Below are 26,246 nucleotides of genomic sequence, written 5' to 3'. Positions count from 1 at the left end.
CCATCTATAGTGGCAATGGTGCGTTACGCTACGCTAACGCACCCTACATATACAGCCTTTGCGATTAAGGTCTAAATGCTGAACGGCTGATTTTTCCTTAGTGAAAGAAGGCAGAAATAACTGAACAGCTAACATCTCCCTAGCTCCCCTGAGTCAGGGGAGGACAGGGATAGAGTTATCACGCTTCGTTGGCAAATGCGATGTAAGCACTACCTGCATAAGGGCGTCTTTGAGCATCTGCATTATGTGCCCCGGTGATGACGACTCCATCACTGAGGGCAACGGTATACCCAAACTTGTCTTTGGGTTGCACCTCCGGGGAGTATAGGGTTTGTTTGTGCTGCCATGTTCCGTTATTGAGTTGGAAAATGTAGGCGCTTCCGGCATCAGAAGTCCCCACGACAGCCACTTGTCCCTGAATCGCAACTGAACAGCCGAAGCCATAGCGACACTGTAAATCAGCAGGTTGCAGCTTCTGCTTTTGCTGCCATAGTCCGTTTTCCAGGTGGAAAATGTAGGCAGCGCCAGTATCGGGATAGCTTTGGGCATCGACACCATAGGCACCGACAATCGCCACCTCGCCACTGAGCGCGATCGCATTGCCAAAATTATCCCCATAGTGTAAGTCAGTAGGTTGCAGTTTTTGTTTTTCTACCCACACCCCATTCTCTAACTGGAAACTATAGGCACTCCCAGCAAATTGACCGCCATCTGCCTTGGTAAGACGCGCCCCGACGATCGCGGTTTCCCCACTAATCGCCACCGCACCCCCAAAACTATCCCCGCGCTGTAAGTCAGCAGGTTGCAGCTTCTGTTTTTGTTGCCACACTCCGTTTTCTAACTGGAAAATATAGGCACTCCCAGCTTCGGGACGACTTTCGGCGTCTACCGTATAGGCACCAATGATCGCCATGTTCTCACTAATCGCCACCGCACTCCCGAAGCAGTCATTCCCCTGTAAATCAGCGGGTTGGAGTTTCTGTTTTTCTACCCACACCCCATTTTCCTGTTGGAAAATATAAGCGCACCCAGCATTGGGGCGATCGGGCGCATCGGTAAAATAGGCACCCACAATCGCCAGATTTCCCTGAATCGCCACTGCATTGCCAAAGACATCTTGACGCCCAAACCCCGATGGTTGCAGTTTCTGTTTTTCTGTCCACACCCCGTTTGTGTGTTGGAAAATATAGGCACTGCCCACAGCCGGAGAGCCATTCACTTGAGCCAGACGCGCCCCAATAATCGCCGTCTCGCCACTCATGGCAATGGCGCTGCCAAAGATCCCTTTTTCGGGTAAATCTGGGGGTTGTAGCTTTTGTTGAGGCTGCCAGGTTGGGCAGGGTATGACTAAAGGCATCCAGGCTTTGACGGAGGTGAACCCAGAATTATTCAGATTTTCAATAACTGAATCCGGAGACGCGCCTTTATATCCGACAATTGACCAAGCTCCCCGAAATTCCAAGTGATCAATCAGACGGCTACCGATCGCACGACAGGCATCTTTGGCAGCTTCGGAGAGATTGACACTGGCATCATCTTTAAGTGCGATCGCGACAATTTTCCCATCGGGTATCGCTTCAATCTGTTGGGCAAAGACATCAGCAACAGACGCATCCGCAAAGAAGTCAAACGAACCACTCGACAGGGGCTTGCCAGTAGCAGGTTCAAACACCACCACATTTAACCCCCGCTGATATCCGCCCGGAATCGGGATCACAGATCCATTGCGGCTAATATGAGCCAAAACGCCGTACTCTCCAGCCGCCGATGTCGCCGAAATCGTCGCCGTGTTCGCGAAAATGGAGGGGAGTGTAAAGGAACGAAAACAGGTGACGCCATGCTCATCCGATAACGCTTCAGTCGCCGTTCCCGGTGTCGCTCCCTTTTGACCAATCATCGCCCAAGAACTGCGAAATTGTAGATAATAAACCCAATAAGCACCTAAAGCAGCACAGGCATTTTTCGCCCGCTCATCCAGATAGACAGTCCCCTCATCCTTCAGCGCGATCGCTACAATTCGACCAACAGGTAGACTCTCCATCCATTCCGCAAACGCGATCGCACAACTCGGATCACCAAAGGTATCAAAGGTAGCGCTCCCCAGCTTTTGACCCGTCACTTCATGGATAACCGCCACATTCAGTCCGCGATTGTACGGATCAAACCCGAATTCGTCGTCATTTACGGTAATCCGAGCCGAATTTCCCTGGTTACCAGCGGCAGACTGCACTGTGATATGGAGATGGGCTTCGTTATGGTTCATTCCTTTGTCATTTGTCATTTGTCATTTGTCATTTGTCATTTGTCATTTGTCATTCGTCATTCGTCATTTGTCATTTGTCAAGTCGGGGCTGGTTTATTTACATCTGGGTGTAACCGAAAAGATAGTAGTGAAAGTGAGCCCCTACACAATTTTCCCCATCTCCCCTATCTTCCCCATCTCCCCTATCTTCCCCATCTCCCCTATCTCCCCCATCTTCCCCATCTCCCAGACACGCCATAGCTACGCCTGATGCTTCAGCGCCTCCAGCACGGTGGGGGGAACTTCCAAATAGGTGTACGAATTGTTACGATCCCTTGACACCAAGAACAGCGTATCGCTGTCAGTGGGGATATTAGTCGTCACTCGTACCGTTTCCGAGTCGGCTAGAGGTAGCCAGTCCCCACTTGCGGTGACATATCCCAACTCAGCCAGGTAATCCTGATCCGCTGACGGAAACGTGAGCAGCACATAATTCTCTGAACCATGACAATCATAGTCCTGGACACAGTGGGAACGATAGCGATCTGGATCTAAGCTGTCGGAAACATCATATAGACGCAACCGCAACGTTTCTCCCCCTTGGCGCTTTAAGGCTTGAATCTGATTCGGAGCCAATTCCCAGTAAGCATAGGCATTTTTGCCACTGTAAGGGACTAAGAATAGACGACTGTGAGAGGGACTAGGGGAATGGGAAAGCCAGGTTCCTTCACCATGATGACCCATCCCTCTGTCTCCTGGAAGAACATTGCCCGTCCCGAAAATCGGCGTCACCCGCACAGTTTCCGATCGCATCAATGGTAACCAGTAGCCTTCACGGGTTAAGTAACCCAGTTCCACTAAATAATCCCGGTTCTCAGCGGGTAAGGACAATAGTAAATAGTTTTGCTCCCCCTGACATCCAAACTGTTGTAGCATCGGGGGCTGATCCCGCTCTGGGTTGGGACTATCGGTGACATCATACAGACGCAACATCAGCTTTTCTCCCCCTAAACGCTGGAGGGATTGGGCTTGATCGGGGGCAATGTCCCAATAGGTGTAGGCATTTTTCCCATCATAAGGAACTAAAAATAGGCGACTGTGAGCGGAGGCTGGCGGGTAATATCCTCCGCCATACCCAGATGGGGAAGGTGGTGCGATCATCGTCGATGGTGTCGCTGCTGGGTAGGGCGATGGCGTGAGCCAAGCTTGTGGGTTGGGAGATGCTGTAACGGCGGTACTGGTGGGAATTGTCGGAGCAACCCGCACCTTGTTCGAGGTAGCCAAGAGCAGCCATTCTCCGCTTGGGGTGAGATACCCTAACTCCGCCATATAGTCCCGATTTTCTGCGGGTAGCGTCAACAGGATATAGGGAGGTTGAGGCTCACAGCTAAACTGTTGGAGCAGATAGGGAGGCTGATGGGGCGAAATCAGGCTGTCGGTGACATCATAAAGCCGTACCACCAGATCTTTGCACGGACGCTGGAGATTCTGGATATGGGCTGGGGCTATGTCCCAATAGGTGTATGCGTTTTTGCCATCGTAGGGGACTAGGTGTAAACTGCTGTGGACTGGGGCTGGCACTGGGGCAGCAACTGGGGCAGCAACTGGGGTGGGAGGTGGAATAGCTACGCCCCCTCCCCCTGTGTTTATTGGTGTGCTATTCGTCGCCATTCCCCCACCGAAAGGACGGCGTTTTGGACGATCATCGTCATCATTGTCCCGATCTTTCAGCAGCCAGACGAGGAAACCGCCAGCTAGAAACGAAAGGGCGATGAGTAACGGTATCCACCAGGGAATCAGTCCGGGTGGCGTGGCTTGGGCATTTCCATCGACCTCATCAACTTCTCCGGGTGCGGCGGCTTCGGGAGAATTGGGTGCATTCGGTGCCTGGGCTAGCTGGGGTGCGGCGGTGGGTTCTTCGATCGCGTCTTCTGGTTCTGTGGTGGTTTCGGCAACGGCTTCGTCAACCACCTCCTCATTGGTGGGATCTAAAGCATAGCCGATAAAGGCTTCTACCGCAGGCGTTGCAGGTTCTTTATAGACATAAGACAGGGATTGGGAAAAAGGATAGCGTTCATCGTCGGGAAAGACTTTATGCATGGGGATGATTTTCACATCCTGACGATCAAAAACTTGATCCGCGATCGCATATCCAATCCCGCCAGCGTTTTTCCCCAGTTCTTCAATTACGGCTTCGGTACTATCTCGATCTACCTGGGTGGTATTGGCTCCGGTTAGAAACGGTGCTGCTTTGAACACATCGTACCGTTGAAACGCCCGCCGGGTATCACTATAGTCCGGGCGATCAATCAGTTGAATCGGTCCGGGTTCACCCCCAAGTTCTGACCAATCGGTAATTTCACCTCGGAATATCCGGGAAAATCGCTCAAAGGTAATATCTACCTCCCCATAAGGACTATTGGGTCCCACCAAAATGGCAATCTTTTGCCGACTTAAGGGAATTTGCACTAATCCTTGTGCCTTTTCTACCTCTGTTAACGGGCGTCCGATCGCCGCCAGGTCAATCTCTTCATTCACCAATGCTTCTAAAGCGGCGGTACTCCCAGCGGCATTGAGTTGAATATCACTACCGGGATACTGTCGCTCAAAACGCCCTTTTAAGGCTTGATTCACCTTTGCCATACTGCTAGAACCATCCAGCCGCACTGTTGTCCCACGGGGAACAGACTCCGGCACCTCAAACTTCTCCGGTGAAACCTGAGCCAATACTGGACTCAACCGCAGGGCGGTGAGTCGGAACTGAGGCGTAACAGTTCCTACGGTGAGAAATAGGATAACGGAAGCGATGAACGCCTCTTTTTTACTGAACCTCTGCATCATAAGTACCCTTGAGTCTAATTAAAATTGATAGTTTATTGAGTTAATTTGTTTTAGCGATTAAAGCATAAACACTGAATTAAGTCGGTGGGGACAATTAAGTTTAATGGCATTGAAATAATCATGAGGGAATCGCCCAAACTTTTGATATACCGTAGGGTGGGCATTGCCCACCAGCTTTAAGTCAGTGACAATCATAAAACTAAATATTTATAAAAAATCATAGGCTGTCAATCATTGATTATTTAGGCTTATCCTCTTGAGTTAACGAGTTGAGTTGAACCCCAGAACGTTCTAGATCCAGAGTCTCAAACTGACTACCTGATCATGACTCAATTGTTCAATCCCTAAATTTTCACTCCTATCTTTATATCCCACAATCGCCCAAGAACTGCGTAATTGCAGATGGCGAATCAGGCGACTACCAATGGATTCACAGGCTTGCTTTGCCCGTTCGGAAAGATTGACAGAGGCATCATCTTTAACCGCAATGGCAATACCGTGCTCCGGGGAACACTCTTCAATCAGTTGGGCAAAGGCGTCGGCATTCTCCGGATTAGCAAATAAATCAAAAGAACGACTGAAGGCTTGGGTTTTATCACGGCGATCAAAAACAACAACATTCAATCCCCGTTGATATCCTCCTTCTATGCCTATCTCTTCATTAGTCCAGGTGATTTGGGCAAAATTTCCCTGATTTCCCCCTGCCGATATTACCCCTAAGCTGGGACGCTGGACAGTATCCCCAGAGACAGAAAGTAAACGAGAACAGATCACATCTGAATAGTCCGATAATTCTTCTTGGGCGATTCCGGGTTTAGCATCTTTTTGACCAATTAACGCCCAAGAGGTGCGAAATCTCAAACAGTGAACTTGCCTACTTCCCAGGGATTGACAAGCGCGTTTAGCCCGCTGACTCAGGTTGGCACTTGCCTCATCTTTAACCGCGATCGCGACAATTCGCCCACTGGGTAACTGTTCGATTAGATCTGCAAATCGGTCGGCATTTCCGGGGAAAAAGGTATCAAATGTGGTGCAAACTAAGGGTTGTCCTGTTGCTTCATCGATAACAGCAACATTCAGTCCGCGACTATAGTGAACAAATCCAATTTCTTGGTCGTTGAGTGTGATCAGGGCTGAGTCGCCCATGAATCCACCTGCTGATTGAACTGTTATCGTTACTGTTGAAGAAGTCATGTAAATGGATGAGTTTGATGCAACCGTTACGCTAAGGACAAGTTCGCCGTTTTGAGACGTATAATTTCAACGAATCAGGCAACAATTTTTGTATTATCTCGTTTTATTTATCCCTTTCACCTTGAACTTAATCTTTTTTTACAAGAAGTCTGTCGGAGGTACATTAGTGGCAGAAGCGAAGACAGCGTTTACTACGAACGGAACTAATGCACATATTCACCATAGGCAAACCCCTTGGCTTGTATTGTTTCCCCTTGCAGCACAAGCGTCACGTCAACTGAACCCGTCACTTCTTCAATAAAGGTATATTGGCGACTCTGATTATCAGGGACAATTAACTCACTGGTGGCATCAAACGCCATGGTTAATGACAATTGGTCCTGATCATCTGCCGCTTGCACCTGTAACTGTTGGGGCATACTCACCGTGCGATCGCCAAACAGTGACGCCATAATTCCGGGTAGACGTAACGGTAAACTGGCAGTGGCAGACCAATCCCAATCAATTTGTAACGTAGCCCCCAAAAACACCTTCCGCAAGCGAGTGCCGGAATAGATAAAAATATAGGGTAAGCCACTAACGGAATGGTCTTTATTCGTGCGTTTATCCAATACGAGAGTGAACGATCTGCCCTTTTTGTCTGTAACATAAGCGACAAACCATTCCCAACCAATATCCTCGCCCCAGCGAAACCGACCAAAATTGCGATCGTGATAGCAAAACCAGTCGTGATCAATGGCAAAGGATCGCCCACAAACCGATAAGTCTCCCGAAACTTTTAATCCGGGGATCAATCCCCAACCAATAAACCCGCTACCGAATGGCGCATCTTCGGTTACTAATAGAGGCATGGCTTCAGCTTGTCCTTGAACGTTGAGGGAAAGCTGCGCCCTCTCGTCGTGAACTTGAACCGATGAGTTTATGCCGTTAATTTCTAGATTGATCCCCTTCCCTTGCAGACGTAAGGGATGACGACATACCATGTCCGGTTCCCAGTCTAGGCTAAAGGTTGTGCCAAAGGTTGCCACTGAGGGAGAGGATTCCAGTTCTGGAGTAATTTGGGTGGAGGGCAAGTTGACAATAAAGCTAACTTGCATCTGTCCCTGTTCCGGTTTGCCGATGAGAGTCGCGTTGACAAGTAGGCGGATTCCCGTTTTCAGATCCAGCACAATAAAGTGATACCAATCCTTCCAATCCAGAGGTAAGGCGGGATCTTCTAGGGGAATACGTAAAGCTTCGACACGGTTAAGGAGAACTTGTTCGTTGACATTCATCTTTCTTCCCCCGTGGACACCCCTGTTATACCCTTCAGGCTTCGGCGTGAGCGCTCAGCCGAACGGTTAACGATGGGAGGAAACGGGGGATATTTTATGGGGGTCAATCCCCCTAAAATATCCAAATCAATGTATGTATGAATATCCATCCTTTTTGTGAATCTGTTTGCAGTATTTGTGACTGATGCCCTGAACCAGTCCATCGGGTGTTGAAATATTGAAACTTCCAGTGGCACGAGTGGCTACTCGACCAATTAGAACCTCCTTTTGAGCGAGGCTGAATATGCTCTATTTCCAGCTTGGTGTCTTTTACCCCACACCATCCACAGGTTCTCTTCCATTTTTCGAGTAAGAACTCACGGATTTCGTAACCTGCCACTGTACCTTGCTGGTAGCCAATTCCGTTAATTTCAGCGTCCTGCATCTGCTGAGTATCAAACCTGACCAGTTCTTGAGAGATGGCGGTAATTTGACACAGTGATGATAGGCGCTTGACCCAAGTCAGGATGTTAGCAACACGACTACTTAAAGATGGTGGTAACCAACCTTTTAGACGGGTGCGGTTAAGGAAACGAGGTTTACGATAACGGGTTTTGCGGTTACGGCGTGAGCGTCGTAACTGACGACGTGAAGTCAAAGACTCCCGAATTTGAAACCCACGATGCTGCAACTCGGCTACCCAAACCACTTCGCCTGTAGTGTCGTTGATTAATGCTAGTCCAGTGGTTTTCGCTCCGGGGTCGATTTTGACTCGGAGTGGTTCAATTTTGGGGTTTAACACCTCCTGTTTAAGTATCAAAGTAAAGGGGTAGTGTCGGAAAACCGCAGCTTTCCCCTGAGACAACAGCATTCTTGCCCTTCCTGGATGGATGGGATTGAGAGGCTGTTTGTTGGTGTCTAAGACAAAAACTTTACTCACGAGTGAGTCTCCTTGCGGGTAATGTTAGCCTTGGCAATGTTACGAAAGCTTGTTCGGTTTACGACACTGACTTCGACCCGATATGTCTGTTTAATCGCAAACGATAGAGCTAAAAACTGGCTACGCATTCTTAGGTATCTTGATTCTCGTAACGTAGTGAATTAACACTCAGCCTGGTAAACTCTGGGCTTCTTTAAAAGCCCCCACCATACCTGTACTCAGCTTGGTGGCGGGTAGTTTACCGCCCCAGAGAACCTCCTTCGTTAAGAACATCATCAAAGGTGACGGGGGAGGTTGGGGTAGGCGTCAGAGGTGGCGGGGCTTGATCCGCGATCGCCTGTACATATCTCGCCATTTTTGGTGACACCTGAATCAGTCCCAACAGAATCCCCACAAACCAGCGCTGGGCATCCATTCCCAGTTCACAGACAAAGGTTTTTGTCGCTGCATTGGATACAGAAACGGGGTTGTCCATCCCTTTAACGTTTAAGGCATTGGGAACTAATGTCCATAACCATTGTTCGCCGACATGAAGTAATCCCCCTTGTCCCATCTGCACCCCCAGAGAGGAATGATAAGCCGCCGCCGCTGATTGACTGATGACTAGCCATCGGGGGGCTTGGGCGGAAGCAAAGGCGAGGATGCCATTTTTAAAGAAACGGGTACGGCTAAGTTGATTAAGTAATTGGCTACCGGATTCCGTGCGGCTATAAGTATCACCTTGTTGTGCGAGCAGAATCAGGAGTTCCACCACCAACCAACGCCCCGGAAGCGCATCCAGTCCCGGTAATCCGGTGGTTAAACTGTAGCTAGCTTGGGCAGCAATTGTATGATCAACAGTTGGTATTGTGGATTCCTGAGTCGCGATCGCCCGAAAACAATCGGCTAGTCTGGGTGACACTTGGGCAAGTCCTAAAAGTAATCCCGCAAACCATTGTTCAGGGTTTTGCGTGTTGAGTATTGACGCTTCGCTTCGCTGATAGGGAACCGGGTTTGTAGGGGCGGGTTTAGGGATTTTCTTGTCGCTAGTGATAGTAACGTTTGAACAAAACCCGCCCTTATTCAATTCTGAGTGAACTTCCCCATCTCCCCCATCTCCCCTATCTTCCCTATCTTCCCCATCTCCCCCATCTCCCCAACCTCCCCTATCTCCGATTTCAATATCAGTTTGGGCTAAATCAAATAACCATTCCTCCCAAATCGAAAGCAGATGCTGTTGTCCTATTTGCGCGGCGAGGATAGTATTCGCCATGGATAGACTACTTGTTATCCAAGCCGGAACTTGGGCAGAGGAAAAGGCATAAACACCATTCCTGTAGAACTGGGTGCGACTCAGTTGGGTAAGGAGTTCATTCCCTTGGGGCGTCTGGGCATAATTGGTTCCATGTTGGCACAGCCGTGTTAGCAGTTCTGCGATCAACCAACGGGCAGGAATTTTATCCAAATCGATTAATCCCGACATGAGACCAAAGATTCCAGCGGTACTGGGTTCAGACGTTCCCAAGTAGTTTGCCTTACTGTCTCTCGGCGGCGGAAAGGTGACCATTAAGGGATGGATTACAGGTGTGCGATCGCTGGTTTCTGTTGTGTCTAAGAGTTCTAATTGAATGGGAATCGCGTCTTCTAGCCAACCGGGAAATCTTAACCAGGTTTTCATGGTGATTCCACTCGGCAAATAGTCGGGAATGGGAATCGTTAACTGACAGGTTGATTCATACTCTGGAAGCAAATAAACATAGGTTGGCTCTAAACGACTAACAATGGGCAAAATCTCACGGTCATTGATCAGCCAATCATCGAGAGTCGGACGTAAAAGGACGGCTTCATGCAGTTGATTCCGGATCAATAGCTGGAGAACCAAGTCTGTACCGGAATGGAGTTGTAACGTTACTTGGGGCAGGGCGAGTTTTTTTTCTAAAAGCTGACTCATTTAACACCTGTCTGACGGCGTTTTACTCCATCTATTTTAATCCTGATTCACTCTTTATACTGAAAAATTTTCATTAAGTTAAATAACGTTGTTTTCATCCATCTGTGTCGTTATATTCTCCTGGCACAATTCACTGCTTGGCTAGCTCTAACTCCTTAGCTAAGAGGCATTCTACATCAACGACTATCACGGAATTACAAACCAGTTAGATATACCGTAGGGTGGGCCATTGCGAAGTCGAAACCCACCAGCAATACCAGTCAGTGACATTCAACTTAGTCTAGGATTCATCCACCTAACCTACAGAATGTTGGTTTAAGTTAATTATATCCAAATACGTTATCAACGATAACCAATAGAACACTGGGGTGTAAATGCATAAAAGTTGGTCAAAATTGGTTAATTTGTTCCAGAATCCTCCAACTGCTCATTTTATGCATTTTGTCAATACATAAAAGTTGGTAAGTTATCGCCTGTAAGAGGGAAACAGCGAACAGGCAAGTGACTCAATCGAGACGTGGACTAAGTAGTCGGACAAACGAAAACGGCGGGAGCATCCCGTTTTGGACAAAGCATTACCTAAAGTAACGCAATTGCAAGGGTTTCAGCAACTTTAAAAGAGCCAACGTGCCAAATTGGGATGCTCCAAAAACGGCACTGTACTAAGTTGTGCAAATAGTCCTCAAACCCTTACAAAGGACAAATGACCAATGACAAATGACCAATGACAAATGACCAATGACAAATGACCAATGATGATTTAATCCAGAACCATCCAATCCACTATGATAGATCCTTTGTTATCCCAATACCATCCCGGCTCATCATTCATTTTAAAGATCACAGTTTGACCTGCTTTTAAGCTAAGAGTTTTTGCACTGCTGATTTCTTCAATAACTTCACCACTAGCTTGATCTACAGCAACAAGTGAATAGGGCGTATTGTTTGGATACGTCACATGACTGAGTAGCTCAGCCCCTGGTTCTCCGGCTGCGGTAATTTCTACTCCGTCTTTCACCGACCAAGTACCAGAAGGAGTGACTTTGATTTTAGCAGCCGTGTCCATAGGATTTTGAAACTCCATCCCTTGTTCAAAACTCGCATGGACTTGCAATTGACCTGAGGGGAGGACTTTTTTCTCAAAGGCTTTATAGATTACATTATTTTGGGAAAAGTTATAAAACGCAATTCGCCCTTCACTAAAATCGCCGTCAATATCAATTTCTAAACTGCCATTTACTGAAACTTGTAAATTCGTTTTGGTATAAACAAAGTCAAACGTATTTTCAACATTTTTCTCCCATCCCTTGTTGCCTAGAGTTTTTCCCCGCGCCAGTTCAGTCACGTTCCCGGTATGGCTCCAGAAAGCAGATTCATCTTTAGGAATTCCATTGATTAAGGATACCGCTAATCCGGTTTTGGCTAGTCCCCACTTATGTTTCTGCTGACCTTTCCTCCAATCGACGAGTAGATATTTAGCGGAACTATTTGTGGTGTCTCCGGGTTGGAAACCTAGGGCAAACCCAATAAAATCATCATCGCCAGTATTGCCGACGCTTATTTTCCCGGAGACTTTAGTATTAAAAACATTAAATGGACTGTAAAATAATGTGGGTTTACCATTCTTTTTCTGGATCACTTCTTGACCATTCCGGGATACATCCCATTTGCCTGCACCCTTTGCATAGGATTCTTCTTTCCAGTCGTTGAGATCGACGGTTTCGACTTTGACTTGAGCCATTTCATTCACTCCTTGTAATTTATCATTTGTGAAGTCAAGTTGTCCCTGTAAATTTATAAACTTGACAACGATCCTAAAAATTAGGATTCTCTTATTCTAGTCGAGCATTCATTTAAATCTACTCAAAACCATTTATTTTTTCAAAACTTAACATTTTGTAATCATTTTTTGATCATCCAGACAGCAAAAAGCCATAACGAATGACAAATGACGAATGACAAATGACGATCCCAACCTACTGACTTCGATAAATGACATAATTAATCAACTCCTTGAGAAATCGACGGTCATGAACTGGAGAGCCCCATTGTTCTCCTGGGCGCAGTGGCGTTTCCGGGAACAAAAACTCCAAAGAATTAAAGATATCTGCCGCTTTTTGGGCAAGCGATCGCGCCACGTTCCAGCCGTGTTCAATACTACCACACCGCTGCATTTGCTCCATAATGAAGGCAACATGATCCGGATGTTTCTGGGTACGAGGTAGAGCCAGAATTGCCCGCATTTTCTCTGCTTCCTGTTTACTGTTGGCTAAAACATGGTTCAACATCAACGTGCGTTTCCCTTCATAGATATCACCACCAATTTCTTTGCCATAAGCTTCCATTTCCCCCTGGAGATTTAACAAATCATCTTGGATTTGAAACGCGATCCCCAAAATCATGCCAAATCGGGTTAATCCTGCCAAGGGTTCGACCAAATCCTGCACACTTGCGGCAGGATATCCGACAATTAGACCAATCCGACAAGGAGTAATAAAGGAATACCAGCAGGTCTTTTTCACGCACATGGTAAAGTAATCTTGGTCACTCAGATGGAAGGGATTTGTCGCCACCCAATCCAATTCCATTGCTTGACCTTCCACAGATTGCCGCGCCATGAATTCAATTTCATGTAAAATATTCAGCGCCTTGGATACCCCCAGCACGGATAAATTTTCCAGCAGCAATCCCACCGCTAAAACATTCGTCGCATCTCCCACATTAATCGCACGGGGAATGCCAATCATTTGATGTAAGGTCCCCTTCCCCCGTCGAGACTCAGATTCATCTTCGATATCATCGTGAATCAAAAACGCATTATGATACAGTTCCAAGGCGGCAGCCGCCGTTAAAGCCGAATGTCCCATTCCTCCCACCGCCCGGGCAACACTAATACACATTGTCGGACGCAGCATTTTCCCAATGCGAAAAGGATAATCACTTAACAGTTCATAGAGGGGAGTATAAGCGCCGGAGACTTGGCGCTGAGTTTGGATAAATTCCTCAATCTTGACAAAAATGGCATCGCGTGATCCCTGTAGTGCCTCGTTGATAATGGTTTGATTAAACTTAGAGGAATCGGCGGCAAGACGTTGCTCCTGAGCATCCTGTGCCGCCTCTAATTGGGCAAGATCCGATAAGGTTGTGGCAATCGCCTTACGACTTCCTGAATCAATATCGGATACCGTTGACGATGAAGGCTTAGAGATCGGGGGGTGAGGCAGTAAAACTTGGCGGGGTGTGCCTTTCAACTTGAGGGTTGGGAATTTTTTTGGGTCATACAATAACAGACTGAAGAAGATAAAAAATACGAGAAATAAGAATAGTCCTAACATTAACAATTTTCCTCTAAAGTTTCGGTTCAGGGCTATTCGTCTTAGTCCTTATTAATCAAAATAGCCCCGATGACAATGATGATAAGAATCGCTAATACAAGTCCGATAATCACCACTTGTTTCTTGTTTCCGGTGCCGGATTCGCGGGATTCTATGGGTTGAGCCACAGGTTGAGTCACGGATGGAGTAACTGGGGGAGATTCCAGTACAGGAAACCAGGCGTTGACAGAAACTGAGCCAAAATTATTCAAATTTTCGATAACTGCACCCCCAGAAGCCCCTTTGACGCCGACAATTGCCCACGATCCGCGAAATTGAAGACGGTCAATTTGGGTACTACCAATAGACTTACAGGCGGTTTTGGCGCGATCCGAGAAATTAAAGCTGGCGTCATCTTTCGCCGCGATCGCAACCACCCGACCTTGTGGTATAGTCTCTATCCAGTCCGCAAAGGCATCCGCATTCGCGGGATCAGCATAGACATCAAAGGATCGACTCTGAAGTTGACGCCCATTGGACGGATCGAAAACGACAACATTCAAACCGCGCTGATATCCTCCCGTAAAGGAAACAAGTTCCCCATTACAGGTAACTTGAGCCATGTTACCCCAATTATTCCCTGCTGATGTCGCGGCGATGGTAAAACTGGGAACACTCACCTTTGTCGCTGTAATCTCCCGCGAACAAGTAACCGCCGCCTGATTAGACAACTTTTCTGTTGCCGTTCCCGGTGCAGCACCCGTTTGACCAATTATCGCCCAAGAACTGCGAAATTGCAGGTCATCAATCAGGCGACTTCCCAAGGATTTACAGGCTCTTTTGCCCCGTTCAGATAAATTAAAGTTAGCATCATCTTTAATGGCAATGGCGACAATTCGACCTAGAGGTAAGGTGGAGACAAATTGGGTAAAGGATTCGGAGTTACCTGAGTTAAAGGTATCAAATGTCGTACCAAAAATGGGTTGTCCGGTAAATTCATCGAAGACGGCGACATTGAGTCCGCGATTGTAGAAATTCTCACCCAAGTCTTGGGTATTGAACCTAATCGACGCCGAGTTCCCATGATTATAACCGGCTGAAGACACCTGTACTGTTGTCGTGACGCCGTTTCTGGCAGGGTTAACGTTTGTTGTGTTCATAGGATTTACTAACCTGATGACCAATGAGAGGTGACAGCGTTTTAGCTTGAGGGACTCTTGCTGGGGGCGCTTTCTTCGGCTGCTCGTCTGGTGAACTCAAGAATTAGACTTTCCTTATGGCTTCTTATCCTTGAATAAGGGAAGGGATAAGAAATGAGAGTGTACAAATCAGATGTGAATATTCATTCACGTTAAACCCTTACGGGGAGTCAAATTCAGCAAAATTTTCGTTCACGAATCATTTGGAATTCCTCTATAGCTATATATTTTTTGAGATTAGAGAGGAAAATTAACAGGCTTTATTTACATCAAGTCAATGATAGGCTAAAAAATAATCCTACCACTAATAGGGATGTTAGGAGATGGGGAGCTGGGGAAGCTGGGGAAGCTGGGGAAGCCAATGTAGAGACGTGCCATGGCACGTCTGGGAGCTGGGGGAAAAGAGGCGTTCCGATAAAACATCTTTTGTAGGGGCGGGTTTTACTGCTAACGTTTCGTTTTCACCCTAATGTAACTAAACCCGCCCCGACCTAACCGTTCAATTATCGCAAAGGACCAATGACCAATGACCAATGACCAATGACCAATGACAAATGACCAATGACCAATGACCAATGACCAATGACCAATGACCAATGACCAATGACCAATGACCAATGACCAATGACCAATGACCAATGACCAATAAACATATTGTTTTAACAGCCTACGGCTCATTTGGCGATATTCATCCCTATATGGCGATCGCACTAGAGTTACAAGCACGGGGACATCGTACTGTTATTGCCACAAGTGAACTGTATCGCTACAAGATTGAAGCCGAGGGAATTGGATTTTATCCGGTTCGTTACGATAGTGCGATCGATATGCAGCAGGATGGGGAGTTTATCGGCGTGCTCTCAGAGTCCCGTCGGGAAAGTGAATATACTATCTGTTATCTATTAATGCCCCATCTGAGGGCGACGTACAAGGCGTTACTGGAGGCGGTACAGGGTGCGGATCTCCTGGTGACGCACCACTTAAGCTTTGCTGGATCATTAATTGCGGCAAAAACAGGGATTCCGTGGGTGTCAACGGTTCTCTCTCCGATCCTATTTATGTCAGCTTATGATTCCCAAACTCTTTCCACTACAACCATCTCCCCTTATGAACAAGCCTTAGCTGTTGTCGCCAATGACGCCCGTCTACGCCAATTTCGTTGGCAAGCCCGATTGTGGAGTGCGCCGATACGTCAACTGCGGGGGGAATTGGGGTTACCAGCCAGTTGTGATCCGGTGTTTGAAGGTCAACATTCGCCAGATTTGGTACTGGCGTTATTTTCTTCAAAGCTCGCCAAGCCGCAAGCGGATTGGTGTCCCCAAGTTCAAGTGACGGGGTTTCCTTTTTATGATCGCGCTAAACAGGAGAATTTGTCTCCAGAATTGGCAAGGTTTCTTGACTCTGGATCTCCTCCTATTATATTTACCTTGGGTTCGCTGATGGTATGGACACCCGGAAACTTCTATTTAGAAGGTGCGATCGCGGCTCAACAGTTAGGATACCGTGCCGTGTTACTGGTGGGCAAGGGAGTCCATAACCTAACGTTAGAACAGTTACCCGAAGGGGTGATTATGGTTGACTATGCACCCCACTCCGAAATTTTCCCCCGTGGGGCGGTGATTGTCCATCATGGCGGAGTTGGCACCACTGGACAAGCTTTGCGATCGGGGCGTCCCATGTTGGTGGTACCTTATGCTCATGATCAGCCCGATAATGCCATGCGCTTGGTTCGTTTAGGGGTGGCGCGTACTCTCGCCCGACATGAGTACAGTGCGAATACATTAACAGCGGAACTCAAGCAACTCTTGTTTGAGCCGAGTTATGGGATCAAAGCCGCCGAGGTGGGAAAGCGGGTGCAGCAAGAAGATGGAGTCAAGGCGGCGAGTGACGCGATCGAAATCTATCTCAGATCGAAGTAGAGATGTTGCATGCAACGTCTGGAACAACAGTTCGTTTGTCCTAATCGATGTGTCTACTGCTATAGCATTACGCATTGAGGTTAGGACAATAAAATTGGATGAAAAAGCAACAGGCAACAGGCAACAGGGGAATGTCCTAACCTATCCCGGTAGTGCTATATATAACAAAATAGCGAGCGAGACGCTCGCACTACTGTTACCTCCTTCCGATTCAGAAATGGCGAGGAGGGGCATAAAGGACCCAAGTTCCTGATGTCCACCGAGAACAGCGGCTCTTCGTGGTAACAGCAGGGGAGAATCTGGGGTCTGTTCAAGTTGCATTAACCCACAGCAAACCCTGTATAGGGGCGGACTAAAGGTTCATGGAACGCCAAAACAATATCCTCCTTTGGGACTCCTAACTTAACTAATTCATTGGCTATACCAATTTCCGTTCCATCATGCTGTATCCAAATCTTTCCATTTTTAATATCGAGATGTAACACGCACCCATACATCGGTTGGCGATTTTTCCAACCTGTATAAACAACCTGATAATGATCCCGTTCTCGGTCAAAAATTAGTTCTGTTTCTACTTCATCATCCGATGGACTTCCCTTCGCATATTCACTTAATAAGTATTGGATGTATGTGCGATATTTTTCTATGTTTTCCATTCTAATATCACCTCGTCTTTGGGGTCATAAACAAGCAAGCTGAGTTGAAAACGCTGAATGATGGTTTCCACAAAGGGCAAATTAAAAAATGTTTTATAAGCCCCTAGAGGAACGGCTAAATATAAAACACGCTCAGGCTGCTGCTCTTCCAAAGCAACACGATAGTTAAGGAATTGACCCAAGGCTGTATGAAATTCCGAAATATTTGACGGAGTAATAAAGCTTTTAATCTCAACCGCTATCTTTTCTTCTCCTTTCTCAGCCGCTAGGATTCGTTCTGCGCCTAAGTCGATTCGCATATCAACCCTACCTGATCTAATTCTCAGGGGATCGTCTGTAATTACCCAATCCTCTTTTTCCAATCCGTTTCTTACTGCATCATGAAAAATATCTTTAGCCACCATTCAGCCAATTTAGGGATTTAGTCTTTTTGACTTTTTATTTTAACACTCGAACACCAGTGTATTCGCAATCGATGGCAGCCTTCCTGAAGGGTGAACAATAAGAGGGTCTGCTGAATAAGTGGTGAGGTGAGGGGGAGATGGGGAAGATGGGGGATTAAATCCCCCTTCCGTCCCCCTATTAGATCCCCCTCCCGTCCCCTTTTTTGATCCCCCTCCCGTCCCCCTTCAAAAGGGGGAAGCCAAAGGATGCTTCGCTTTTTTTGCACGGAATGTAGGATTCAAAGCCTTCTCAAGAGCAGGAGAGAGGTTTGGAGAGAGGTTTTCCAGATACCGTGAAAAGTAAGATCAATGCTAGGATTTAAACATAGAATAAAAAGCGCGATCGCGAGTCGTCCTATACAAAGCCGTGCTAAGTTAAAAATCATTATATCCCATGAACAATTTATTACCCGTCATTTTAAACTTAAAACACGTTGGCTTAAGCGATGAGCAATTTTATCAACTCTGCCAAGCTAATGAAACGTGGAAACTGGAACAAACAGCTAAAGGAGAATTACTAATTATGCCTCCCGTTGGTGGAGTGAGTGGCAATCGAGAATCCGATTTTAATGGTCAACTTTGGCTGTGGAATCGTCAAACTCAACTAGGAAAAGTCTTTAGTTCATCAACCATCTTTCGTTTACCCAACGGTGGAAAGCGTTCTCCAGATGTGGCTTGGGTTGCTAACCAACGCTGGGAATCCCTAACGCCCGAATACCAAGAAAAATTTCCGCCAATTTGTCCAGATTTTGTCATCGAACTCCGTTCTCGCACCGATTCCTTATCTGACTTACAAGAAAAAATGCAGGAGTATCTCAATAGTGGTTTACAATTAGGCTGGTTAATTAATCCCCAAGCCCAACAAGTCGAAATTTATCGTCAGAATCAGACGGTTGAGATTGTCCAATTACCCGCGAGTTTATCCGGAGAGGATATCTTACCTGGATTTGTATTAGAGTTACCCGTTTTCTAAGCCAAAATCCTGTAGATTTTCTCTCCCCACCACAAGACTTATTTAGCAGACCCTAGATTAGGTTTAGTTCGTAGTGGGGAACCTTAGCCTAGATTTGGCAACCTACAATCTATACTTTCTGATTATTTACACTGGGCAATTGTCCCCCGTTCTGGAGATAAGAAAACCTATAATTACGGCTTTAGTTAGGGCACGGCAGTGCCGTACCCCTACCCTAACCCAGAAATCATTGATTGCGTAGGGGCACGATACCATCGTACCTTTCTCAATACTGCTTTTATAGTAGCGGCATAAAACTAATGCGATCTTGGTATTCATCTTCCCAAGCTGCCTCAGCTACAATCATCAACTCTTCCATAATTTGCCCCATGGTCATATCATCATTGATAATAAATATTCCTGGTACATGATGATTATCTGCCAGATGTTCAGCTAGATGAACTGGCATTGTTTTGCGGTTATTCGTAACCAAAATAAATCTATTGTCTTCACACCAACCAAGAATATCTGCATCGGGAGTGCCTTTAGGGGGTGCATTGGGGTCACCAATTACCCAAACTTGCAATTGAGGATATCGTTGCAACATTTGTGTGCGAAGCACCAGTGGAATATGTTCATCCAGGAGATATTTAATTGTCATTAACTCACGGCTTGACTTGAAGTATCTTGTTGAGAATCTACTTGTTTTTTTGCCTTCAATTGTCGTAGCTTTTCAATAAATGGTGGCGGATTTTCCTGTTGTTGTTTTCGCATCTGATGACTCCAGGCTAACCAATCAGCTAAATAGGCACTCACAGATTCTTGGTTGTGTAAATAGTATAAAATAGTAGCATGAACCTGTTCTAGTGTTACAGTTCGATAACGTTCAGTTATGGCTGAGGGAGTTTGAGCACGATGGATATATTGGTAGAGAATATGTTCTATGCCAATGCGTGTTCCTTTAAGGCGAATATCATCAGGAGCTAAGAAATCAAAGTAGTCTTCTAATTGCATAAGTATTTATTCTAATGCTGCATAAGTGTTTATTCTAACACCAAAATAGCCTTTATCATTGGCTTTGAGACATCCTGTTGTTTGCACGGCACTGCCGTACTCCTACCCGAACACCCAGCCAGCATTGATGGCGTAGGGGTTATCGTGTCTGTCTTAATCTTGTTTGTCGTTTTTTGACTACAGACGAGCCATCAATGCTAAAATTTAAACCTAGAATAAAAAGCGCGATCGCGAGTCATCTTATACAAAACTGTGCTGAAAATCATTATATCCCATGAACAGTTCCTCACCCGTCATTTTAAACTTAAAACACGTTGGCTTAAGCGATGAGCAATTTTATCAACTCTGCCAAGCCAATGAAACGTGGCAACTTGAACAAACCGCTAAAGGAGAATTATTCATTATGCCTCCCGTTGGTGGAGTAAGTGGCAATCGAGAATCCGATTTAATTACCGACGTAAACCTGTGGAATCGTCAAACTCAACGGGGAAAAGTCTTTAGTTCATCAACCATCTTTCGCTTACCCAACGGTGGAAAGCGTTCTCCTGATGTGGCTTGGATAGCCAACCAACGCTGGGAATCCCTAACTCCCGAAGAACAAGAAAAATTTCCGCCAATTTGTCCAGATTTTGTCATTGAACTCCGTTCTCGCACCGATTCCTTATCTGACTTACAAGAAAAAATGCGGGAGTATCTCAATAGTGGTTTACAATTAGGCTGGTTAATTAATCCCCAAGCCCAACAAGTCGAAATTTATCGTCAGAATCAGACGGTTGAGATTGTCCAATTACCCGCGATTTTATCCGGAGAGGATATCTTACCTGGATTTGTATTAGAGTTACCCATTTTCTAAGCCAAAATTCTGTAGAGTCGGCAAGTTTATCCTAAAGAGGCTTTAAGCGGACTCCTATTTCTAGTACACCCCCAACCTGACAAAGGTAGGTTTTTTGAAGATTTGGGTTAAAAAAACGACTCAAACCTGTAGGGGCACCATCCTTGCGCCCAGAAAACCTGTCGAGTCTATTCCACTATTGAATATAAAGGAACAGCCCGATGAATGTAATGGATGTAACGGATAAGTTCGTGTGATTCATTGTAGCGTGAGTCCTAGTATCCCGTCTGTAACTGACATCGTTGAGTAGAACTGAAGCGATGTGCCTTAAAAACTCCACACTTTTTATGTATTGACAAAAGGACTAATTTAAGCAGTCTGCATTGTCTGGCGATAAAAACTCCTGAATTTTTACCAACTTTTCTATATTTACACCTGAACCGTTAATCAATTATTCTCGATGTAATCGTAAATAACGAGACAGCCTATTAACGCCGGAACCTCTGGCAGCAATATGGCAAAATCGATTCACGATCAAAATTCATAGATTCGTCTAAATCAGTTGTGAAATAGGTGTGGGATGGAAAGCCTTATCTAGCAAGCTTTTCCGCCCTATCAATTTTCAAATCATTTAGATTCACTCCATAACTGAAACAGGCACTTACCCGTTCCCGTTTCAGAGTCTCTCGGTGTTTTGTAAGGAGAGTTAAATTAAAATGGTCGCAAGCGCAACAGTTCCAACAGATAGTCGGAAGTTTTTAACCGACAATTTGCTTCTCTACGTTTCTCCCAACGGTTCCGACGAAACTGGTGATGGAACGGAAGCAAAGCCTTTTGCCTCTGCCGATTATGCTGTCGTTTGGGCAAATAATAACTGTGATTTCGGTGAGCGGTTTGACCTGTATGTTAAGCTAGCTCCCGGAACCTATGATGCCATACAAATCTACGGTCAAGCTGCCCGACAGATTTACCTAGTTGGTGAACCTGACGATCCTGGAGCTGTACAGGTCAAAGTTCTCAAAGAAAAAGCGTTATATGGACTGTCAGTGGCTTTTTACTCATTTGTCCATGTGTCAGGTATCGATATCGCTTCGATAATGGTTACAGGCTTTTCACACTTAATCGTTGATCAGTGTTATTTGTCTCCGTCAGTAGCGCCAGCACTTGTTCTGTGTAGTAACCACAGCACCATCGATTTTGATTCGGCGAAGGTGAAAGCGGGACGTATCGGTAAACGCGGACGTATCGGTAAACGCGAGAATAGTACCTGCTATCGCAGCGAGATTCACTCCCATATCGAAGTTAAAGAGCTAGAATACGAAGCCACCGTTGAATGTAATACATTTTGCGAGGCAAAGTTCCTCTCATCTATCTATGTTTGCAGGAATTCAAAAACCAAGAACAATGTGAAAGCGAAGCAATTGGCTCGTGCTATCACCCAGAGCATTGTTTGCGACTCAGATTTTCTGCCTGATAAATCATCAACGCCAGATCCAGCTCCGACTGGTGAACGATAAATAAAATAGTGTAAAAGGAGAATGCCAAAAGCTTGTCTCCTTTTTTTTATTTTTTTAGATAACTGAGAACGGTGCGTTACGGCGCACAAATCCCAAGTTATTTTTCACATTAATCCAAGCAAATGCCTAACGCACCCTACAGGATAGGTTTAAATTCCTGACAGCTTAAAGAAGTTAGCCACTTAGGTTATAATAACTCATCGTTAAATAAAAACCCTTAATCAATACCCTAATGAAACTCACCGATATTATCCATCACGATATTGTCATTCACTTAGATACTCTGAAAACTGATCCAGAATTAGTCAAACAAATCCAAACCCAACTGAATCGCTTAGGATTTTACCCCGGTGGTTCCTGGCTCGATGGTGCTTATGGCAACCAGACAGAACAGGCAATGACTGAGTTCTGTGAATCGGTCTACCTGAATAACATGGACAGTAAGAAGTTTGGCAAAGGCTGGGCGCAAAAACTACTGCCGGAAAAACCACAACCTCTCCCCTCGCTCAAAGACAAAAATAAAGACGCAATTTATCAAAGCTTCTTAAAAGAATCCGTTAAAGGAACTGTTGATCAACCCGCCCTATTTTATAAAGGCATTGACACCTCTCCCTACAAAACTCAAATCAAAGACTATGCCGCCCGTCTGATACAGAAGCCAGATAGCAAAACATTGGTTTCTGTCACCAAAGATACCGCCCAATTTCAACCTTTCCCCCCAGTAGGACAACTCTCCGATATTGATGACCAAGGCTTAAGCTTTTTGCATCCAGAAATTACCGAAGCCTGTCTCTGTGTCGGCAGTTTTGTTAACGGAGACTTCAAGACCAAATGGCTAGGTAGAAATGCGTTGAGTAAAACCGAGTTTTGGAGTAGTAGTAAAATTATCCCCATTCTCAATGTCGTCTCTCGCAGCAATAGGAATTCCTTTCAGACGGATATTGATACTTGTTTGATTCGAGGCAGAGATTTAAGCGGGCAATACCGAGAATTCTCGTTCCATGATGTGCTTAAAGACATTCTCTCCTACGACAATCGCATTGCTTCATCTAACTCCCTAGCGGCAATGTTAAAGCAATTTTCGACTCCCGCAGAGTTAGAGACTTGGCTGAAAAGTATGACCGGAAATCAAGACTTGATTTTTACCGGACGCTATGGCGAAGAACCCTTTATCCCAGAACCCGAATTATCAACGCAACCGCCTCAAGCATGGTGGCGTCCCCGAAATGTTATTCTCAAAGGTGTATCAGAACGACATCGCGGCGAAAATACGATTACGGCTTATGATTTAACCCGCATGATCTCGATGTTAGGTTGGCATTATCACATCCCCCAATCCTCACGATTACCGGGTGCTCAATGGCATAGTTTAGAATCGGTGATTCGGGCGATGGGTGCAGATGCGGCACGTTTAACGGATGGGGCATTAGATGCGTTAGATTTGCAGGATAAAATTAGTTCGCCGGTGATTATTTCTAAACTGGGAAATGGTGTAACTCAAATTCGGAATCGGGCGGAAGCGGTTTATGTGGCGCTGGTTCAGTTTATTCAACCGAGTGAAATGGGTGTGCCAGAGTTGGTGACGTTTAGCATGGCATTAAAGGGAGCAAAGCGTTTAGAACCCAGGGATGCGAAGCGTGAGGTGGTGGAATTGGATGCTAGGATGGCAACAGAAGTAACGGAAGTTCTTCGTCGAGGGGCGTTAGGGAAATTGGGTTCATGAAGGTTGGTGGGCATTGCCCACCCTACGCTATATCAAGTATTCCTCTGAGCCCGATAAAGGATTAGAATTGGGGGATGATACTCATTAGCGATCGCGGATATGGGCGCAAGTGCAGACATCGTAGAATTAGCCGACGCCTTAGTCTATACCAAGACTGGGCAGCATTTGAATGATCTGCAACGGTTCATTCTGCGGGAATCCTGGCAAGAGACGAAGAAAAATTATGACCAAATGGCTCAAGAGTTGGGCTATTCGGACAGTTATATTAAGCAATCGGTTGCGCCTCAATTATGGAAACTGCTGTCCCAAGGACTAGGGGAAAAAGTAACAAAGACCACTGTTCGCTCTGCCCTAGAACGGCAACTGCTGGCTCAAAATGAACCTAAATTTAAAACTGTTCTTAATAACACTCTATCATCGATAGAAACAGCTCGTTCTGATTGTTTAGATGACCTGAATTACTCACCTAACCCGCTTATTTCCGAATCGGATCAGACCAACTTGCCATCCGTTGACCTGGAATTACCCGATGGCAGTGTTCCCTTAAATTCTCTCTTTTATATCGAGCGAGTTCCCGACGAAGCCCACTGTTATCAGGAACTGCTTAAACCTGGCACGTTGATCCGAATTAAAGGACCGAGGCAAATTGGCAAAACCTCGTTAGTTAATCGCTTACTCAGTCGGGGTATCGCCAATGTTTATAAAACAGTCGTTTTAGATTTTCAGCAAGTTGACGAAACGGTGATTAGCGATTTGAATAAGATGTTACGCTGGTTATGTGCCGGCTTGACTCGCCAATTAAAATTAAAGTCGAGGCTGAATGACTATTGGGATGAGGATTTGGGCAGTAAGATGAGTTGCGCTCTCTATATTCGAGAATATATTTTAGCCGAAGTTGATGCTCCGATTGTCTTGGTTTTAGAAGAATTGAGCCTGATTTTTCAACAGGTGAACATTGTCCAAGAATTTCTTACCCTATTGCGGTCTTGGCATGAGCAAGCTAAAGTTGACCCAATTTGGCAACGGTTACGCTTGGTGCTAATCCAATCAACCGAAGTCTATGTTCCTTTAGATATCAATCAGTCTCCGTTTAATGTCGGGCTGGGCGTTGATTTAGAACCCCTGAGTCGGGAACAGGTGCAAGACTTGACTTGGCGTCATGGATTGAGGTTAGAGGTGGAACAACTAACTCAGCTTATGCAGCTTGTGGGGGGTCATCCTTATCTGATACGGTTGACATTATACCACTTAGCTAGACAGGATTTGACGTTTGAGGAGATCCTGAAAACAGCTGCAACGGAGACGGGAATTTATGCCAACCATCTGCATCGACATTTGTGGACTCTGCAACATAATCTTGAACTAGCGGCGGCGTTTAACCAGGTTCTCAGCACCACTAAACCGATTGAAGTGGAACAGGTGCAAGGGTTTAAGTTGCACAGTATGGGACTGGTGAATCTTCAGGGAAACCTGGTTAGGCTAAGTTGTGATTTGTATCGGTACTATTTTCGCGATCGCATCATCAAGTGTCAAGACGCAGGAAGTGAGTAACAGTAGAGGAACCTGTTCCAGAGCTGTTCTGACATGGTGCGTCTGGAGAAGAGGATGAGAAATGACGAAGTTTTCGCAAAAATTACCATTTTTTATCTATTGACAGCATTGACGAATTGTGCAATGCAGGCTAAAGCGGATCAGAAAGTAGTGGATTTTTATGAATTTTTCTGTATGTTTCGATTCAAATTTAACTGTTATTCTTGATTTAGTCAATTTAAAGCCGCAGTGATTGAATCAAATCATATATGAAATATAAACATATAGACAAACAAATTCAAGACTTAGACCAATGGATTAAAAATAATTCAGATTCAAGAGAGTTAAAAAGAGCTATGGGGGTTAAATTAACTCTTCAAGGATGGACTTATAACTCGATTTCCGATTTACTGAATGTATCGAATGGGTTTATCAGTAAATGGAATAAGCGGTTTAAAGAATCGGGACTAGAAGGGCTTAAATTATCTTACAAAGGCTCTAGCGGTTATTTGACAAAACAGCAGAAGCAAGATGTAATAAATTGGTTAAACAAAAACGACAATCAGGGTTTAGAGAAGATCAAATGTTATTTAAGGGAGAAATATGATATCAATTTTAAATCCAATTCAAGCTACTATACTTTAATCAAAGAAGCACAAAGCTGTTTGCTTCAGTTCTCTGCGGAGTATTTCTAACGGTGGTAGGGCTTACGCATTCTAAGCAAGATCCCCGACTTCTTCAAGAAGT

The 26,246-nt window shown here is 45.6% G+C and carries 21 protein-coding genes and 1 pseudogene; 8 read left to right on the top strand and 14 right to left on the bottom strand.

Going from position 1 to position 26,246, the window contains the following annotated elements; translation table 11 throughout:
• Window positions 1–178 precede the first annotated feature (178 nt).
• On the bottom strand, window positions 179–2,281 hold the full coding sequence (locus RIG27_RS09335; protein WP_446344505.1) for an interleukin-like EMT inducer domain-containing protein: 2,103 nt from the start codon (window positions 2,279–2,281) through the stop codon (window positions 179–181).
• Between RIG27_RS09335 and RIG27_RS09330 the strand changes: the two genes are divergently transcribed.
• Window positions 2,255–2,503: a hypothetical protein gene (locus RIG27_RS09330; protein ID WP_446344503.1), complete on the top strand. Its 249-nt coding sequence runs from the start codon at window positions 2,255–2,257 to the stop codon at window positions 2,501–2,503. The two genes, RIG27_RS09335 and RIG27_RS09330, sit on opposite strands and share 27 nt — an antisense overlap.
• Here the strand turns inward: RIG27_RS09330 and RIG27_RS09325 are convergent, their stop codons facing one another.
• From RIG27_RS09325 to RIG27_RS09285, 9 genes and pseudogenes are all read right to left on the bottom strand, one after another.
• A complete protein-coding gene (locus RIG27_RS09325; RefSeq protein WP_446344501.1) occupies window positions 2,504–5,083 on the bottom strand; it encodes a DUF4912 domain-containing protein in 2,580 nt (859 codons plus the stop codon). It lies immediately after the preceding gene.
• Window positions 5,084–5,374: 291 nt separating this feature from the next.
• Entirely contained in the window at window positions 5,375–6,277 is a 903-nt protein-coding gene (locus tag RIG27_RS09320; protein ID WP_446344499.1) for an interleukin-like EMT inducer domain-containing protein, read from the bottom strand.
• A gap of 203 nt (window positions 6,278–6,480) precedes the next feature.
• On the bottom strand, window positions 6,481–7,551 hold the full coding sequence (locus RIG27_RS09315) for a hypothetical protein (RefSeq protein ID WP_446344497.1): 1,071 nt from the start codon (window positions 7,549–7,551) through the stop codon (window positions 6,481–6,483).
• A 253-nt stretch (window positions 7,552–7,804) separates the two neighbouring features.
• Window positions 7,805–8,470 (bottom strand): annotated as a pseudogene (iscB, locus tag RIG27_RS09310) (RNA-guided endonuclease IscB); the annotation flags it as partial.
• 238 nt (window positions 8,471–8,708) lie between these two features.
• The gene (locus RIG27_RS09305; protein ID WP_446344495.1) at window positions 8,709–10,400 is read right to left on the bottom strand and encodes a hypothetical protein; all 1,692 of its coding nucleotides are present in this window, start codon (window positions 10,398–10,400) and stop codon (window positions 8,709–8,711) included.
• A gap of 760 nt (window positions 10,401–11,160) precedes the next feature.
• Window positions 11,161–12,141 (bottom strand): hypothetical protein, encoded by a 981-nt coding sequence (locus RIG27_RS09300; RefSeq protein WP_446344493.1) that lies wholly within the window; start codon window positions 12,139–12,141, stop codon window positions 11,161–11,163.
• A gap of 235 nt (window positions 12,142–12,376) precedes the next feature.
• Window positions 12,377–13,735 carry a polyprenyl synthetase family protein gene (locus RIG27_RS09295; protein WP_446344491.1) on the bottom strand — a complete coding sequence of 453 codons (1,359 nt, stop codon included), beginning with the start codon at window positions 13,733–13,735 and terminating at the stop codon, window positions 12,377–12,379.
• A gap of 41 nt (window positions 13,736–13,776) precedes the next feature.
• Entirely contained in the window at window positions 13,777–14,874 is a 1,098-nt protein-coding gene (locus RIG27_RS09290) for an interleukin-like EMT inducer domain-containing protein (protein WP_446344489.1), read from the bottom strand.
• A 486-nt stretch (window positions 14,875–15,360) separates the two neighbouring features.
• Complete coding sequence (locus RIG27_RS09285; protein WP_446344487.1) at window positions 15,361–15,552, bottom strand: hypothetical protein; 192 nt, start codon at window positions 15,550–15,552, stop codon at window positions 15,361–15,363.
• Between RIG27_RS09285 and RIG27_RS09280 the strand changes: the two genes are divergently transcribed.
• Complete coding sequence (locus RIG27_RS09280) at window positions 15,552–16,832, top strand: glycosyltransferase (protein ID WP_446344485.1); 1,281 nt, start codon at window positions 15,552–15,554, stop codon at window positions 16,830–16,832. The genes RIG27_RS09285 and RIG27_RS09280 overlap by 1 nt on opposite strands.
• Before the next feature lie 320 nt (window positions 16,833–17,152).
• On the opposite strand, the gene RIG27_RS09275 is transcribed toward RIG27_RS09280, so the two are convergent.
• Complete coding sequence (locus RIG27_RS09275; RefSeq protein ID WP_446344483.1) at window positions 17,153–17,488, bottom strand: element excision factor XisI family protein; 336 nt, start codon at window positions 17,486–17,488, stop codon at window positions 17,153–17,155.
• Window positions 17,476–17,892, bottom strand: a complete 417-nt coding sequence (locus tag RIG27_RS09270; RefSeq protein WP_446344481.1) for a XisH family protein — start codon at window positions 17,890–17,892, stop codon at window positions 17,476–17,478. The genes RIG27_RS09275 and RIG27_RS09270 overlap by 13 nt, the downstream gene beginning before the upstream one ends.
• A 433-nt stretch (window positions 17,893–18,325) precedes the next feature.
• On the opposite strand from RIG27_RS09270, the gene RIG27_RS09265 reads away from it, so the two are divergent.
• Complete coding sequence (locus tag RIG27_RS09265) at window positions 18,326–18,904, top strand: Uma2 family endonuclease (protein ID WP_446344479.1); 579 nt, start codon at window positions 18,326–18,328, stop codon at window positions 18,902–18,904.
• 277 nt (window positions 18,905–19,181) lie between these two features.
• Here RIG27_RS09265 and RIG27_RS09260 read toward each other — a convergent pair whose 3' ends face one another.
• Both RIG27_RS09260 and RIG27_RS09255 read right to left on the bottom strand, forming a co-directional pair.
• Complete coding sequence (locus tag RIG27_RS09260; protein WP_446344477.1) at window positions 19,182–19,544, bottom strand: DUF5615 family PIN-like protein; 363 nt, start codon at window positions 19,542–19,544, stop codon at window positions 19,182–19,184.
• Window positions 19,544–19,897, bottom strand: coding sequence for a DUF433 domain-containing protein (locus tag RIG27_RS09255; protein ID WP_446344475.1), 354 nt, complete (start codon window positions 19,895–19,897; stop codon window positions 19,544–19,546). The genes RIG27_RS09260 and RIG27_RS09255 overlap by 1 nt, the downstream gene beginning before the upstream one ends.
• A 274-nt stretch (window positions 19,898–20,171) precedes the next feature.
• Between RIG27_RS09255 and RIG27_RS09250 the strand changes: the two genes are divergently transcribed.
• The 5 genes from RIG27_RS09250 to RIG27_RS09230 all read left to right on the top strand — a co-directional run bounded on the left by RIG27_RS09250 (window position 20,172) and on the right by RIG27_RS09230 (window position 26,194).
• A complete protein-coding gene (locus tag RIG27_RS09250; protein ID WP_446344473.1) occupies window positions 20,172–20,750 on the top strand; it encodes a Uma2 family endonuclease in 579 nt (192 codons plus the stop codon).
• A 695-nt stretch (window positions 20,751–21,445) separates the two neighbouring features.
• On the top strand, window positions 21,446–22,246 hold the full coding sequence (locus RIG27_RS09245) for an acetylornithine aminotransferase (protein WP_446344471.1): 801 nt from the start codon (window positions 21,446–21,448) through the stop codon (window positions 22,244–22,246).
• A gap of 232 nt (window positions 22,247–22,478) precedes the next feature.
• Entirely contained in the window at window positions 22,479–23,969 is a 1,491-nt protein-coding gene (locus tag RIG27_RS09240; protein ID WP_446344468.1) for a peptidoglycan-binding domain-containing protein, read from the top strand.
• 99 nt (window positions 23,970–24,068) lie between these two features.
• On the top strand, window positions 24,069–25,520 hold the full coding sequence (locus RIG27_RS09235) for an AAA-like domain-containing protein (protein ID WP_446344465.1): 1,452 nt from the start codon (window positions 24,069–24,071) through the stop codon (window positions 25,518–25,520).
• A gap of 248 nt (window positions 25,521–25,768) precedes the next feature.
• On the top strand, window positions 25,769–26,194 hold the full coding sequence (locus tag RIG27_RS09230) for a helix-turn-helix domain-containing protein (protein ID WP_446344461.1): 426 nt from the start codon (window positions 25,769–25,771) through the stop codon (window positions 26,192–26,194).
• Window positions 26,195–26,246 lie beyond the last annotated feature (52 nt).

Origin of the sequence: Coleofasciculus sp. F4-SAH-05 (assembly GCF_040222985.1) — a bacterium.
In the GTDB taxonomy this organism is placed as follows: Bacteria; Cyanobacteriota; Cyanobacteriia; order Cyanobacteriales; family Coleofasciculaceae; genus Coleofasciculus; species Coleofasciculus chthonoplastes.
The sequence above is the reverse complement of the archived record's forward strand: the minus strand, read 5'-3'. Positions and strand labels throughout refer to the sequence as shown.